This window comes from Labrenzia sp. OB1 (assembly GCF_001624695.1).
In the GTDB taxonomy this organism is placed as follows: domain Bacteria; phylum Pseudomonadota; class Alphaproteobacteria; order Rhizobiales; family Stappiaceae; genus Roseibium.
On sequence record NZ_JSEP01000001.1, the window covers coordinates 322,690 to 338,269 of the forward strand.

The 15,580-nt window shown below is 61.0% G+C and carries 9 protein-coding genes; 4 read left to right on the forward strand and 5 right to left on the reverse strand.

The window, feature by feature from the left end; all coding sequences use genetic code 11:
- The first annotated feature begins 224 nt into the window (after nucleotides 1-224).
- The 4 genes from OA90_RS01450 to OA90_RS01465 all read left to right on the forward strand — a co-directional run bounded on the left by OA90_RS01450 (nucleotide 225) and on the right by OA90_RS01465 (nucleotide 8,027).
- A complete protein-coding gene (locus OA90_RS01450) occupies nucleotides 225-3,557 on the forward strand; it encodes a transglutaminase family protein (RefSeq protein ID WP_068406001.1) in 3,333 nt (1,110 codons plus the stop codon).
- Nucleotides 3,558-3,594: 37 nt separating this feature from the next.
- Nucleotides 3,595-6,000 (forward strand): circularly permuted type 2 ATP-grasp protein, encoded by a 2,406-nt coding sequence (locus OA90_RS01455; RefSeq protein WP_068406006.1) that lies wholly within the window; start codon nucleotides 3,595-3,597, stop codon nucleotides 5,998-6,000.
- Between the two features lie 181 nt (nucleotides 6,001-6,181).
- Nucleotides 6,182-7,057: a transglutaminase family protein gene (locus tag OA90_RS01460; protein WP_068406010.1), complete on the forward strand. Its 876-nt coding sequence runs from the start codon at nucleotides 6,182-6,184 to the stop codon at nucleotides 7,055-7,057.
- Nucleotides 7,058-7,199: 142 nt separating this feature from the next.
- A complete protein-coding gene (locus OA90_RS01465) occupies nucleotides 7,200-8,027 on the forward strand; it encodes a peptidoglycan-binding domain-containing protein (RefSeq protein ID WP_068406012.1) in 828 nt (275 codons plus the stop codon).
- 99 nt (nucleotides 8,028-8,126) lie between these two features.
- Here OA90_RS01465 and OA90_RS01470 read toward each other — a convergent pair whose 3' ends face one another.
- From OA90_RS01470 to OA90_RS01490, 5 genes are all read right to left on the reverse strand, one after another.
- Nucleotides 8,127-9,914 carry a methyl-accepting chemotaxis protein gene (locus OA90_RS01470; protein ID WP_068406014.1) on the reverse strand — a complete coding sequence of 596 codons (1,788 nt, stop codon included), beginning with the start codon at nucleotides 9,912-9,914 and terminating at the stop codon, nucleotides 8,127-8,129.
- Nucleotides 9,915-10,548: 634 nt separating this feature from the next.
- Nucleotides 10,549-11,610 carry an ABC transporter ATP-binding protein gene (locus OA90_RS01475; RefSeq protein WP_068406017.1) on the reverse strand — a complete coding sequence of 354 codons (1,062 nt, stop codon included), beginning with the start codon at nucleotides 11,608-11,610 and terminating at the stop codon, nucleotides 10,549-10,551.
- 13 nt (nucleotides 11,611-11,623) lie between these two features.
- Complete coding sequence (locus OA90_RS01480; protein WP_068406020.1) at nucleotides 11,624-12,913, reverse strand: trehalase family glycosidase; 1,290 nt, start codon at nucleotides 12,911-12,913, stop codon at nucleotides 11,624-11,626.
- A gap of 36 nt (nucleotides 12,914-12,949) precedes the next feature.
- Entirely contained in the window at nucleotides 12,950-14,182 is a 1,233-nt protein-coding gene (locus tag OA90_RS01485; RefSeq protein WP_068406024.1) for a carbohydrate ABC transporter permease, read from the reverse strand.
- Nucleotides 14,179-15,483: a sugar ABC transporter permease gene (locus tag OA90_RS01490; RefSeq protein ID WP_068406027.1), complete on the reverse strand. Its 1,305-nt coding sequence runs from the start codon at nucleotides 15,481-15,483 to the stop codon at nucleotides 14,179-14,181. Before OA90_RS01490 ends, OA90_RS01485 begins: the two co-directional genes overlap by 4 nt.
- Between the last annotated feature and the right edge of the window lie 97 nt (nucleotides 15,484-15,580).

Genomic DNA, 15,580 nt, shown 5'->3' on the forward strand with positions numbered 1-15,580 from the left:
TATTAGTTTACGAAAGTTTCATCCAGCAGTTAAAATGATCTCTTTCGCCTGAGCACAACCGGCAGACGCACCCCGTCTCGCGACGACATCCATGATCGCTGTGATGTGAAAGCCGTTTGTCATTCGCTGCAAGACGCTTTCCCTGGCCCGCAGAAAGAAATGGTGCGCTGTAGCATTATGTGAAAATCTGGCTCAGGAGTTCCAAAGCCTTACAGGGTCATTTCATGTCCATCCGCGCAAGCATCTATCACCTGACCCATTACCGATATGACAGACCGGTCACTTTAAGTCCGCAGGTCATCCGCCTCCGCCCGGCGCCGCACAGCCGCACCCGCGTTCTGTCCCACTCCCTGAAAGTCTCGCCTCAAGGTCATTTCGTCAATCATCAGCAGGATCCCTACGGCAACTGGCTGGCCAGGTTCGTCTTCCCCGAACCCGTGCGCGAATTCAAGATTGAAGTCGATCTTGTCGCCGACATGACTGTCTACAATCCCTTCGACTTCTTCGTCGAGGAGAGCGCCGAGGACTGGCCGTTCGACTATCCGGAAGAACTTCGGGAAGATCTGCAGATCTACAGGAGCACCGAACCCGCGGGGCCTCATCTGAAAGCGTTTCTGGACACTGTGCCGCGCGACAGACAGCGGACCATCGATTTCATCGTCGGGCTGAACGCAAAGGTTTCCGGCGCGGTCGGCTATGTCATCCGGATGGAAGCGGGCGTTCAGACACCGGAAGAGACGTTTGAACGGGGAACGGGCTCGTGCCGCGATTCAAGCTGGCTTCTGGTTCAGGCGCTTCGTCATCTGGGCTTTGCCGCCCGTTTCGTCTCCGGCTATCTCATCCAGCTGAAGCCGGACCTGGAAGCTCTTGACGGCCCCTCCGGCACCGACCACGACTTCACGGATCTGCACGCCTGGGCCGAAGTCTACCTCCCCGGTGCGGGCTGGATCGGACTGGACCCGACATCCGGCCTGCTCACCGGCGAAAGCCATATCCCGTTGGCCGCGACACCGCACTATACAAACGCCGCACCGATCGTCGGGCTGGCGAGCCACGCGGACGTCGATTTCTCCTTCGACATGAAGATCAACCGCGTTGCCGAGCACCCGCGGATCACCAAACCCTTTTCCGAGGAAGCCTGGACCGCGCTCAACCGGCTCGGGGAAGAGGTCGACCGGGTTCTGGTTCAGGAAGACGTGCGCCTGACGATGGGCGGCGAACCGACCTTCGTCTCCATTGACGATTTCGAGTCCGATGAATGGAACACGGAGGCCGTCGGCCCGACCAAGCGCGAGAAAGCCGACATTCTGGTCCGCCGGCTGCGCAAGCGCTTCGCCCCGGGCGGCTTTCTCCATTACGGTCAAGGCAAATGGTATCCGGGAGAAACCCTGCCCCGCTGGACGTTTTCCCTCTACTGGCGGCGCGACGACAAGCCGATCTGGAACGACCCGGAACTGATCGCCGAGGAAGGCAGCGACACCGGCGCGGATGCGGACAAGTCGGACGCCCTGCTCCGCCAGATCGCGAAGCGGCTCGACGTCGATCCCCAATATGTGGTTCCGGCCTACGAGGATCCCGCCGTCTGGCTGGTCAAGGAAGCCAACCTGCCGGAAAACGTCACCCCGGACAATTCCGAACTCGAAGACGCCGAGGCGCGTCACCGGATCGCACGGGTCTTCGACCGCGGGCTCTCCTCCCCGTCGGGCCATGTCCTGCCCATCCAGCGCTGGCAGGCCAAGGCGTCCGGCCATAAATGGCGGTCGGAAAACTGGAAGCTGCGCCGCAATGCCTTGTTTCTGGTGCCGGGCGACAGTCCCGTTGGATACCGCATTCCCCTGGAATCGCTGCCTCACGTGCCACCGGCTCAATATCCCTATACGAATATCGCCGACCCGACTGTCCCAAGGGCGCCACTGCCGGAGTTTCCGGTCGGACCGCGGCCGGAGCGCCCGCAGGACGTTGCGCAGTTCACTGCGGCGGGTCCACAGCAGGAAAGACGCGAACAGCAATTGCCTGACGGGGAAATCGGCGACGCGGCTGTCCGTACCGCCTTGTCCGTGGAACCGCGCGACGGTCGGCTTTGTGTCTTCATGCCGCCGGTGGAAGCGATCGAGGACTATCTGGAACTCATCGCTGCTGCGGAAACCGCTGCGGCCGATCTCGGCATTCCGGTGCACATCGAGGGCTATCCGCCCCCACCCGATCCACGCATGAACGTCATCCGGGTTGCCCCGGATCCGGGCGTCATCGAAGTCAACATCCATCCGGCGGCAAGCTGGAAGGACTGTGTGGCGATTACCGAAGGCGTTTACGAGGAGGCCCGCAACACACGTCTCGGCGCCGACAAGTTCATGATCGACGGCAAACATACCGGAACCGGTGGCGGCAACCATGTTGTCGTCGGCGGAGCAACGCCGCTCGACAGTCCTTTCCTGCGCCGCCCGGACCTGCTTCGCAGCCTCATCCTGCACTGGCAGCGGCACCCGAGCCTCTCGTATCTGTTTTCCGGTCTCTTCATCGGTCCGACATCCCAGGCACCACGCGTCGACGAAGCGCGTCACGACGGGCTTTACGAGCTGGAAGTCGCCCTTTCGCAGATCAAGCGTCCGGCCGAAGGTCCGACACCCTTTCCCTGGCTGGTCGACAGGCTGCTGCGCAATCTTCTGGTCGATGTCACCGGCAACACCCACCGGGCGGAAATCTGCATCGACAAGCTCTACTCACCGGACGGCCCGACCGGCCGCCTCGGCCTCGTCGAATTCCGCGGCTTCGAAATGCCGCCCGACCCGCGCATGAGCCTGGCGCAGCAGTTGCTTCTGAGAGCCCTGGTCGCCCGGCTCTGGCAGCGCCCGCTTTCGGGCAACCTGACCCGTTGGGGCACCACCCTCCATGACCGGTTCATGCTGCCGCATTATGTCTGGGCCGATTTCCAGGATGTGCTGCGGGACCTGGATCACCACGGCTTCACCATGCGTCCGGACTGGTTCGAGGCTCAGGCGGAGTTCCGCTTTCCCTTCTGCGGGGAAATCGAGGTCGAGGGGGTTCATCTGGAGCTGCGGCAGGCGTTGGAACCCTGGCACGTTCTGGGCGAAACAGGTGCCATCGGCGGCACCGTGCGTTACACGGACAGCTCGACCGAACGCCTGCAGGTCAAGCTCACCACCGCCGATCCGGACCGCTATACCGTAACCTGCAACCGGCGCATGATGCCCTTGCGGAAGACCGAAACCAACGGCGTCTCCGTCGCGGGAGTGCGCTACAAGGCCTGGCAACCCTCCATGGCACTGCATCCGGTTCACCCGGTTGACGCGCCGCTGACCTTCGATATTTTCGACCGCTGGAGCGGGCGGGCCATTGGCGGCTGCGTCTATCATGTCGCCCACCCGGGCGGGCGCAGCTACGACACCTTTCCGGTCAACGGCAACGAGGCCGAGGCGCGGCGGCTGGCACGGTTCGAACCGCACGGCCACACGCCAGGTCTTTATGCCCCGGAGGAGGAGCATCCTCACCCGGAGTTTCCGTTGACCTTGGACCTGCGGCGGCCACACTATGTCTGACGGTCTTTTGGCCGTCGGTCTACGGAGGAAATGATGCATGAGTTTGGACGAAACGGCTATATCAGGTGATGTCGGGCGGGAGTTGCTGAACTCCTATCGCCCGTTTCCTGGTGTTTCGGACGAACTCCTCGATCCGGCGGGCCGGGTGAGGCCCGTTTGGCGGCCCTTTATCGATCACCTCTCCTCCCTGACACCGGAAGAAATCGGCAACCGCTTCGCGCGCGGCAACCAGTATCTCAACGATGCGGGTGTCTACTTCCGGCATTACGGCCAGAATGACGCGAAAGAGCGGGAATGGCCGTTGAGCCACATTCCGGTAATTATCAGCGAAGACGACTGGGAGGTCATCAGCGAAGGCCTCATCCAGCGGGCCGGTCTTCTGGAACAGCTTGTGGCGGATCTATACGGCCCCAACAAGATGGTGAGCGAGGGTTACCTGCCTGCAAACCTGATCGCCAGAAGCCCGGAATGGCAGCGGCCTCTCGTCGGCGTCACTCCCCAATCGGGCAATTTCCTGCATTTTCTGGCCTTCGAGATCGGACGGGGGCCCGACGGCACATGGTGGGTCCTGTCGGACCGGGCGCAAGCACCTTCGGGAGCGGGCTTTGCCCTTGAAAACAGGGTCGCCACCGGCCGCGTTTTCAATGAATATTTCGCCAGGGCCAATGTTCACCGGCTCGCCGGGTTCTTCCGCCGCTTCCGCAACCATCTGGTCGAGTTGCGCGGAGAAACCGACAGCCGCGTGTCCATTCTGACGCCCGGCCCGATGAACGACACCTATTTCGAGCATGCCTATATCGCCCGCTATCTCGGTTTCATGCTGCTGGAGGGCGAAGACCTGACAGTGCAAAACGGACGCCTGATGGTGCGCACCGTCGCCGGCCTGAAACCGGTCAGCGTGCTGTGGCGCCGCCTGGACGCAGCGTGGTCCGATCCGCTGGAACTGGAAGAATCGTCACGTATCGGCACAGCCGGTCTGGTGCAGGCCGTGCGCGACGGTTCCATCACCATGGTCAATGCGCTGGGGACCGGCATTCTGGAAACCCGAGCCCTGCTCGCCTTTCTTCCCCGCATCAGCAAACGGCTGCTGGGAGAAAGCCTCAAATTGCCGAATGTCGCCACCTGGTGGTGCGGCGAGCCCGCCACACGCGATTACGTGAAGGATCATGCCGAAAGCATGATGTTCAGCCCGGCGCTCTCAACCGCACTCCCTTTCTCATCCGCCCAGACTGACTTCATCGGGCGCGACTTCGAAAAGTTCCACAAGGGCATCCTGGAAACCTGGATCGACAACAAGAGCAGCGATCTTGTCGGCCAGGAAGCCGTAACATTGTCAACCACACCCGCCTATCAAGAAGGAGGGCTTGTGCCGCGGCCGATGAGCCTGCGTGTCTTTCTGGCCCGCACGGCGGACGGCTGGGAAGTCATGGCCGGAGGATTTGCCCGCATCGGCCGCACGGAAGATGCCAGCGCCATTGCCATGCAGGAAGGCGGATCGGCGGCTGACGTGTGGATTGTCGGCGGCCGGAAACCTGTCAGGGAAACACTGCTTCACCAGATAGAGTCGCCCTACTTCAAATCCCAGGCGGGCACTTTGCCCGCCCGCGCCGCCGACAACCTCTTCTGGCTGGGGCGCTACGTGGAGCGCGCCGAGGGCGCTGTCCGCCTGCTGCGTGCCTATCATGCCCGCCTTCAGGAGACCGCCGACCCGGAAGCTCCCCTGGTCACCATGACCGCGGACTATCTGGAGGACATCGGGGTCGCGCCGGACGCGCCTGTTCCCCAGAGCCTCTGCGACATCCTGCAATCGGCGGTCACCAGCGCCAGCAAGGTTCGCGACCGGTTTTCGGTCGATGGCTGGCTGGCCCTGAACGATCTGGCACAGACCGCCAGCGGCGTGAAACTGGCGCTGCACGAAAATGCCGACGTCCCGCGCGCCATGGGACTGCTTTTGCGCAAGATCACCGGATTTTCCGGGCTGGTGCACGAAAACATGTACCGCTTCACCGGTTGGCGGTTCCTGAGCCTCGGCCGGGCTCTGGAACGCGCGCACGCGATGACGGATCTCCTGTCGGTCTTCACCAGCCCGAAGGCTCCTGAAGGCTCTCTGGAACTGCTTCTGGAGGTCGGCGACAGCGCCATGTCCATGAGCCGGCGCTACGCGGTTTCGCTCAGTCAGGCCACGGTTCTCGATCTTCTGGCGATGGATACGAAAAACCCGCGCGCGGTCCTCTACCAACTGACCGAGATGAAGGACCACATCGCCGTCCTGCCGGGGGCGGCGGAATTCGGCCACCTGTCGCACCTGGCCCGGTCTATCCTGCAGATACACACCAGCCTGGCGATCGCGACACCGCAAACCCTGACCCCGGAAACGCTGGCGGACCTGCGCGACCGGATTGCCGATCTTTCCGGGGAACTGACCGACACTTACATCCGCTAGGGCGTGAACTCTCAAATGAAGACGAAATGGCATCGGAAATGGCAAAGCACCGTTAGGAAGCGCGCGCGGAGCAGGCTTCTTGCCCGGTCAAGCACGCTGACGACATGGGGTGACGCCAATTTTTGTCTTCATTTATGAGTTCACACTCTAATTCTCCGCAATCGCGCGGTGCGAGGCACCCTTGTTTTACGACATAACCCTTGAAGTCATCCATGATTACGCCAGCCCGGCCAATTCCGGTCGCCACGCATTGCGCCTGATGCCTGCAACGATCCCGCACGAACAGACCTTGCTTGCCGGAGAACTGTCCTTCCTGCCGGAGCCTTCGGAACGGCGGAACCGGACGGATTTCTTCGGTAACGCCGTCACCGACATCGCCTACCGGACGCCTCACAGGGAGCTGTGCTTCAAGCTGGTGGCCAGGATCGAGCGGACGGCGACACCCGAGGCATTCGACATCTCGCCGCCGTTGAAGTCTCTTGCGCGGGAAATTGCCGATATCCAGTCGCTCAGACCCGTGGAACCGGTGCATTTTCTCGCCGCCTCGCCACGTTTGCGGCTCGACCCGGCGTTCGCCGTTTATGCGCGCGAACGCGTGGATGCGGACATGAGCGCCATAGCGGCGGTGGAGACCATCGGCAAGGCGCTTTACAAGGACATGCGTTTCGATGCGGACGCGACAACAGTGGACACCCCTGCCCTGGAAGCGTTCGAACGCCGGCACGGTGTCTGCCAGGACTTCTCCCACATCATGATCGCCTGCCTCAGGAGCATCGGCGTTCCGGCCGGTTACGTCAGCGGTTTCCTGAGGACCAGTCCACCGGAAGGCCAGCCGCGGCTGGAAGGCGCCGATGCCATGCATGCCTGGGTGCGGGCATGGTGCGGCGTTGAAATCGGCTGGATCGAGTATGATCCCACCAACGCGCTTCGTGTCGGCCAGGACCAGATTGTTGTCGCCAGGGGCCGCGACTATGGCGACGCCGCCCCGGTCAAAGGCGTTCTGCGCACCGCCGGTGGCCAGACCACCGATCACAAGGTCGACGTCATCCCCCGCTGATCTTTCGCGCCGGTGCCCGAATGACCAGCCTGCGCGCTCCGTCACTCATTGCAGGATATCCCCTGCTCGTCCGCCGAACGCTGTTTTCAACCGCTGCTTTTTGTTAAACTGTGGTCCGCAACCTCGGGTGCGGGAGCCGGTGATGCGTGCAGTCCTGATAGCGGTATTCGTCTTGTTTGTTTCGGTGGGAGCAAGCCTGGCAGACTACGGCCGGTCGAAAGCCTGGTTCCACGACATACCCTATCAGGAGCGCGTCCGGACCCAGTTTCTGCTGGTGTTCACAGGCGATTACACCGGCCTGGTCGACGGCACCTTCGGGCCCCTCACCTACAATGCGCTCAAGTCCTTTCAAAAACACCGCGAGCATGTGCCGGACGGCGTTCCGGATGCCAGGCAAATGCTGATCCTGCAGCGGGACGGACTTGATCTGGTCAGGCGCGTCGGCTTCGAAACGATAGACGACACCGCAAGCGGTCTGACCCTTGGTGTCCCGGTCAAGCTGTTCGAAGCAGCCTCGATGGCAGGGCGCGGGCGCCATTGGCTGGCTCATGACAGCAGCATCGAACTGGAGACCTGGCGGGTGCCGCGAGAGGAAACCGGCTATCAGGCACTGTATCGGCGGGCAACCCGGCCGCAAAACGGCCGTGCCGTCGACTACAAGAACTTTCGCAACGACTACTTCATCGTGTCTGGACAACAGGATGGGCGCGATTTTTATCTGAGGGTGATGAAGACCCCGCAAGACAGCCGGGGCTTCACGCTATTCTGGGAACCCAGGCACGCTGTTTTCATGGACAGGGTGGCGACTGCCATGTCCAGCAGCATGACCGGCATCGTGGAGAGCGACGAGCAAGGCCGGGACAGCAAAGATGCTGCGCCCGGCCCGGCACGTCTGGAAGGTCTCAACAGCGCGGCTCCGCAAACCGGAACCGTGGCATCGCGGGCCGCAAAAAGCGGAACCGGATCCTGACACACGGCACGGCCGCCTCGCGAAGCAGCAGAAAATGACCGGTTCCGTTTCGACCCGAAGACACACGGAACCGGATTTTGTGCTTAGCGCATCGCGCCCTTATGCCGCCTCAAGTTTGGCGATGAAGCCGTCGACCTCGACCTTGAGCTTCGCGGCCTGACCGGAGAGTTCTCCGGCCGCCATGGTGACCTGGCTGGCGGCGGCACCGGTTTCCTGCGATGCCTGGGTAACGCTGACGATATTCTCCGAAACCGCCTGAGTCCCGTTCGCCGCCAGGGTGACGTTCTGGGCAATCTCCCGGGTTGCGGCGTCCTGTTGCCCCATAGCCGTGGCAATGTCGACCGAGGTCTCGTTGATGCGCGCGATGATGCCACCGATTTCCCCGATCGAGGCGACAGATGTGCTGGTCTGTTCCTGGATCTCCTTGATCAGGTTGGAGATATTGTCGGTTGCCTTCCCGGTTTCGCTGGCCAACGCCTTGACCTCGCCCGCGACCACCGCAAAGCCCTTGCCCGCTTCACCCGCTCTGGCGGATTCGATCGTGGCGTTCAGAGCCAGCAGATTGGTCTGCTCGGCGATGTCGGAGATCATGGAAATGACGTCGCCGATCTTTTCGGCAGTCTTTGCAAGCTGATCCATCTGACCTTCGGTCTTGGCAACCTCATCAACGGCCTGCTGGGAGATGCTGGAGGCCTGCGACACCCTTGAATTGATCTCGCCGATCGAACTGGAGAGTTCCTCGGTTGCGGACGAGACCGTCGCGACGTTGCTGGTGGCTTCTTCCGTTGCCGTGGCCACCGAGGTTGCCTGACTGCTGGTCTCTTCAGCGATGCTTGACATGGACTGCGCGGTCGCCTGCAGTTCGGTCGAAGCCGAGGAGACAGTCTCCACAATCGCACCAATGTTGGACACGAACTGCCTGGATGCCTCCTCAAGAAGGCGCTGGCGTTCTGCCTCGGCGCTGCGATTGCGCTGCTGTTCCTCTTCAAGATCCCTGGAGCGCGCCATGGTATCGCGGAAAGTCTGATAGGCCGTTGCCACCGCGCCGATCTCGTCCTGGGCATAGATCCTCACCTCGGTGGTGTAATCCCCGGATGTCAGTGCATTGATGCCTGTCACCACTTCGTTCAGGGGCCGGATTAGTGATCTGCGGATGAGGATGACCGCAAAGGTAATGGAGGCAACGAATATGATCACCGATATGATCAGAATGCTCCACAGGGCGAACTGCTCGGCTTGCAGCGCCGTCTGGGCGGCCTCGAGTGTGAATAGCTCGAGTTCGTGCACCAGTTCTTCGAGCTCGTGGTTGAGCTTGTCTTCTTCCGCCTTGATGTCGCCCTGCATTGCAAGAGCGTCGTCCAGATGGCCGGTTTCGATCAGATCGAATGCCTCGATGGCATGATCGTCATAACTCTTGTGTTCGGCGGCGATCACCTTGAAGGCATCATGGACCTTCTGAAATTCCGCCTTCATTTCTTGCGAATGGGCCACTTTGGCGGCTTGACTGGCAAGATTCTGAGCGTCGACAATTTCGTGATCGACCTTCTTTGCATACTTCTCGAAGATCTGGCGCGCATCAATGAATTCGTTGTGCGCGTCGTCGTGTCCCTCCATCATCACTCCGGCCCGGAGAGCCCGCTCGAGATTGATGGATTGTTCGAGCTGATGGATCGTGATCAGGCTCACCGCGTTGGTCAGAGGAATGTCCTGGTTGGCGACGCCGTCGATCAGAACACCGATCTTTTCGAGCTGCCACAGGCCGATCCCGGCCACCAGAACCAGCCCGGCAAGGCAGGTTCCGACGACAGTCATGATCTTTGCGCCGATACCTGCTGAACGTTTGGCACGCGCCTCGCCTCGTTCCTCGATTTGCTCAGTCACTTGCATTCCTATTTCTCCCAACATTGCAATCCATGGGAAGACGCGATCCGGCACCGGTGACTTTTGCGGAATCAGGTGTGCAGAAGCAGCGCAACCGCTGTGAAGGCAGCCGAATGAAATTCTCTCGATCCAACTGACGCTTCGTCACCGCGAGAGAACACTCTTCCACGTAAACGTAAGATTAAAATTTGATTCAAGTATTGGTGAAGAAACGTAAATTATTGCAGGAGATGAAACTAAAGGGTGTAAATTACAATCTAGAGGATCAAAAAAACAACCTAAAAAGAAGGAGAATCCGCAGAAAATAGCCGTTTCTGCCAACTACCATTCAAATTTATTTCTATTTTTTCGAAATTTTCAGCGTCCTAATGTCAAATACCTACGTATAAATTACAATGATTAATTGCCCGAACTAAATTGTCATGAAAAACGGGAATATTTGTTAAGAAAAATAATCGCGAATTCATCCTTCAAAATTCCAGAAAATAAACTTCAGATTTATAGTAAGCGCAGCGAGTTTGCACTGCATTGCACGATAAATATATGCACGGAGTTTCCGGCTCGGGAGGTTCAGACAGCCCCCCGTTCCAATTCAGCCGCTTGTCCAGACGCTCGCCTGGGGGCGCCCTATCGGATTGCCCTATCGGATTGCCTTGTCGTCAGCGTCGAAGAAATGCATGCGCGATTCGTCGAACTTGAGGCCGACGCGGGCGCCTTCTTCCACGCTCTCGCTGCCACTGATGCGCACCAGAACCGTCTCCAGGCCGTCCAGCGCCACATAGAGGAACGTGTCGGACCCGAGATACTCGGTGACTTCGACGGTTCCGGTACAATGATGCCCCTCGTCGGGGCCGGTGACGCTGATGTGCTCCGGGCGGACGCCCAGCTTGACCGGTGCTTGCGATGCGCCAGCATGCGGATACCGTCCACCGCCGTGCCCCTGCAGCGAGAACCGGTCACCGTCGATGGAACAGGGCAACACGTTCATCTTCGGCGAGCCGATGAACTGGGCGACGAAAAGGTTGTCGGGGCGCTCATACAGCTCGCGCGGGGAACCGGCCTGTTCGATCCGTCCGGCTTGCAGCACCACGATCTTGTCGGCCAGCGTCATGGCCTCCACCTGGTCATGGGTCACATAGATCATGGTCGTGCCGAGACTCTTGTGCAGGCGCGCGATCTCAAGCCGCATTTCCACGCGCAGCGCGGCATCCAGGTTCGACAAGGGTTCGTCAAACAGAAAGGCGCTCGGCTCACGCACAATGGCCCGGCCGATGGCGACACGTTGGCGCTGCCCGCCGGAAAGCGCTTTCGGGCGCCTGTCCAGATAGTCGTCGAGTTTCAGCACATCGGCGGCCGCATTCACCTTCCGGGTGATCTCGTCCTTGGGAACCCCGGCGGTCTTCAACCCGAAGCCGACATTCTCGCGCACCGACATATGCGGATAGAGCGCATAGGACTGAAACACCATGGACAGCCCGCGCCCCGACGGAGGCAACGCGGTCACATCCTTGCCGTCAATGTCGATTGTGCCGCGGCTGGTTTCCTCAAGACCCGAGATAAGCCGGAGCAGGGTCGATTTTCCGCACCCCGACGGGCCGACAAAAATGACGAACTCGCCATCCTCGACCTGAAGATCGATCCCCTTGATGACCTGCAGTGTCCCGAACCATTTTTCGACCTTGTTGAGCTGGATCGCACCCATGAAACAGTCCTCGTTAAGCCGCTTGTTCAGCGTGTGTGGGCGATGCCCAGGAAAGCCAGATGGCGGAGGTCCAGGAGAACGTGCCACCACCGGCGCCCGCACCCGTCTCCGGGCTGAAATATTCCGCAAATCCGCCAGTCTCGATCAGACTTGCCGTATCCACCCGCAGCCGTTCTGCGCGCATCGTGTCGCCTGCCTCTGCAAATCCGCGCGCGATCATGTAGTTGATCATCGCCCAGATCGGCCCGCGCCAGTATCGCAGCGGCTCGTAGCTGGCATGATCCGGATCGTAGGAAGGCATCAGAAAGCGGACCTTCGACGCGATCCTGTCGAAATGCGCCTGCAGCGACGCCATTGTCGTCTCGTCCCGAATGCCCGCATAGAGCGCCAGGAACGCGGCACTCGAAATGCCGTCGGTCAGTTTCCCGGACCGCTCGTCGAAAGCGACATGAGCTTTCAGGTCCTCGTTCCACAGCGTCTTCGCGCCGGACTCCATTTTCGCGATCCAGCCCCGGATTTCGGACGCCTCCGCGACCCTGCCGAGCCGTTCCGCCAGCGACAGAAGATCCCGGTTGGCCCGCAGGAAGATGAAGGTTATCCCCGGATCGGCGACGAAAAACGGACAGGTTCTGGCAACTTCCGCCGGATCCCATTGCACCGCGCGGCAGGCGGCCATGATGCTCAGATAGCGGTCATAGTCCGCCTTTTGCGGACGCATTGCCGGATCCACATGGGACGTGTCCTTGCGCTCGTAAGGGCCTATGTCCGCGATCTCGACCGCCCGCAGGGCGTCGTCCCAGTCCGGAAGGTTGTCCCGGCCCGATTCCCAGGGATGAATGACCGCGATGACACCCAGATCCTGAGGGTCGCGATAGGCGAGAAACCAGCGGTGCCACTGCATGAGTTTGGGAAAAAGGGCTGCCGCCCGGTCCAGTGACTGGCCGGTCACATCCGCATCGACGAGTTCACGGATCACGGTTGCGGCGACCGGCGGCTGCGAATGGCCCGAACTCGGGATCGGTCCGCCATCCGTACCCCAGACCGACGGGCCTGGAAAGTAGCTCGGGTCGTCCTTGCGGAACAGGATATGCGGCACCATGCCGTCGCGCCACTGCCCCTGGAACAGCATCTCGATTTCCCGCCAGGCCCGGTCCTGGTCAAAGGTGGCGAAGCCCAGCGCGACAAACACCGAATCCCAGTTCCACTGGTAGGGATAAAGCCCCTTCGTCGGCACCGTATAGCCACCCTGGTCGTTCTCGATCAGGATGGATTTCGCTTTTTGATCTAAATCCGAATTGGACACAGGTAACTCCCATGGGCCTCTTGCGAGCCCTTTTGATTATCCCTTGACGCTGCCGGCCGTCAGGCCCTGCACAAGGAAGCGTTCGAACCACAGAAAGATGACGAGGACGGGCACCGTGGCGATCACCGCGCCGGCCATCAGGTGCTGACGGGGGACCTCCGAGGAATTCAGGGACACGACCCCGCGCGACAGAGTGAAGATGTCCGGATTGTCCAGGAACATGAAAGCGAACAGGAATTCGTTCCAGGCGATCATGAAGACGTAAAGAGACACAGAGGCGAGCGCCGGAAGCGACAGCGGCAGCGTGATCTTCAGGATCACCCCGATACGGCTGAGCCCGTCCATCAGCCCCGCTTCCTCCAGCTCGGCCGGCAACCCGCGGAAATAGCCCTGCAGCATGTAAAGCGCGACGGGAATTGTCGTCGCGGGATAGACGATCAGAAGCCCGGTCAGCGTGTTGCGCAGACCGAGCTGCGAGAAAACGGCGTAGAGCGGGATCACCAGCACGATCGCCGGAACCATGTAGATCAACAGGACGGAGCGGGCCAGGAGTGCCTGACCGGGAAACCTCAGCCGGGAGACGGCGTAGGCGCCCGGAACGGAAAGCAGCAGTGTGATCACGACCGTCGCCACGGAGACAAAGGCGGACACCATCAGGTAACGGCCGAAGTTGAACTGGGTGAAGAGTTCCACATAGGACCGCACCAGGCCGCTCAGACCTTGCGAGAAATCAATCGACAGGTCGAGCGGGTTGGCCAGGAGCGTCTGCTGGCTCTTCAGCGACGTCATCACCATCACATAGAAGGGCAGCGCCACGATGATGGTGAAGACGACGAAGCCGACGCCCTTGGCGATGCGGATATAGATCACTTCCCGCTCATAGCGGCTCATTGCGCCGAAACGGGCATCGCGCAGACAAAGCCGCAAAGCCGCCGTCACACCGGCAACGAAGGCGATAAGCGCCAGCCCCTGCCAGACAGGAGCAACGGACAGTGGCAGGCTGAACGGCCCGGCAAAGCTGGCGATCATCAGCACGAGGAACACCACGACCGCGCAATAGGCCCAGGCCGGCGCGCCCCCTGTGCCTGCCGCGGAGCCGCGCCAGACAAACACCAGCGCCCCGAGTAACCCGGCAAGGCCCGCGGCCGTTGCCTGCGGCAGTGCGACTTCACCGGTAATCAGCGTCAGCGTGACGCCGATAACCACCATGGCCATGACGCCCCACAGGAGACCGGTGAAAGCGGTCAACAGGATGCTGGCGGGTCTCATAGCCCTTCCTCCTTCGGCGAGAAGCGGATGAAAAGAGTGGCGAAGGTGACCAGCACGACAAAGACCACCACCGCGACCGCGGCGCCCGCCCCGAGATTGGAGAGCGCAAAGCCCTGTTCATAGACATCCACCGTCAGCGTTCGCGTGCCCGCGTTACCGCCGGTGAGAAGGAAAATGTCGTCGAACTTGTTGAAGGTCCAGATGAAGCGCAACAGGAACAGCACCGACAGAATGCCCATGAGCTGCGGCAGCGACAGGTACCAGAACTGTTGCAGCGGCGTCGCGCCGTCCATTTCCGCCGCCTCGTACATGTCCGTGTTGATCGACTGCATGCGTGCCAGAATGAACAGGAAGGACAGCGGGAAATACCGCCAGGCCTCGAAGGCGATCACTGTCGTCAGCGCCAGCGGAAATTCCAGCGGAATGCCGAAGACGGAAAACTCTATCGCCCGCTGGCCGAAGAAATTGATCGGATCAGAGACGACCCCCATCTTGGTCAGCAGCGCGTTCAGCGTGCCGGAGAACGGATCGAACAGCACCACCCAGGTGAAGGCGACGGCGATCACCGGAGACACGTAAGGGAACAGGAAGAGGCCGCGCAGAACCCCCCTGCCGGGAAATGCGGTGTGCAGCAGTTGGGCCGCAAACAGTCCAAGGACGAGCGCGCCGCCGGTGCCGAAGATCGTATAGTAGAACGTCACCCGCAGCACCGACCAGAATTCATCGGCGCTGAAGATCCTGGAGAAGTTCTCGAAGGTGAATTCGAAATTGGTGAGCACGTTGTTGGCGTCACCGGTGACCACCGGTTCGCTCGCCCGCTCCGGGCGATTGGCGGCAAGGAACTCTTCCGAAACGGTCCCTTCCAGTTGAAGCCTGTCCCGCCAGCCAGGTTCCACGGTTCCGATCGTGCAGGTCAGCGCACTGCCGGTCAGCTCGCAGCCTTGCGGCAGGCCGGTTACGGCGAAGCCCGCCGGGACCTCGTCCTTCAGTACCACGTCGCGGATTTCCTCTTTGCGGGAGGAATTGCGCAGCCGGTATTCCAGCGTCGCGCTGTCGCCGGTCGCTTCCGGACCTCCCCGAAGGCGTTCATTGACGAGAACCGCGGGAGGGCGCAGATCGCCGAGCTGCACGGGTTTGACGCTGATCCAGAAATTGGCCAGGAGCGGACCGGCGACGATCACCAGAATGATGAGGAAGGTCGGCGCCAGCATCAGATAGGCGAGCCACATCTCGCGGCGCTGCATCGGTCCGATGCCTTTCGGCGGGCCTTCGGAAACAGGTTGACTGGTTTCTGCGCTCATTGGTTTGGCTCTGCTTTTCATGCCTTCGCCGCCGATGGGGCCACGGTCGGGCGAACTCTGTCCCGTCCGCCTGCGTCTGTGTCAGGCTGGGCCGGGG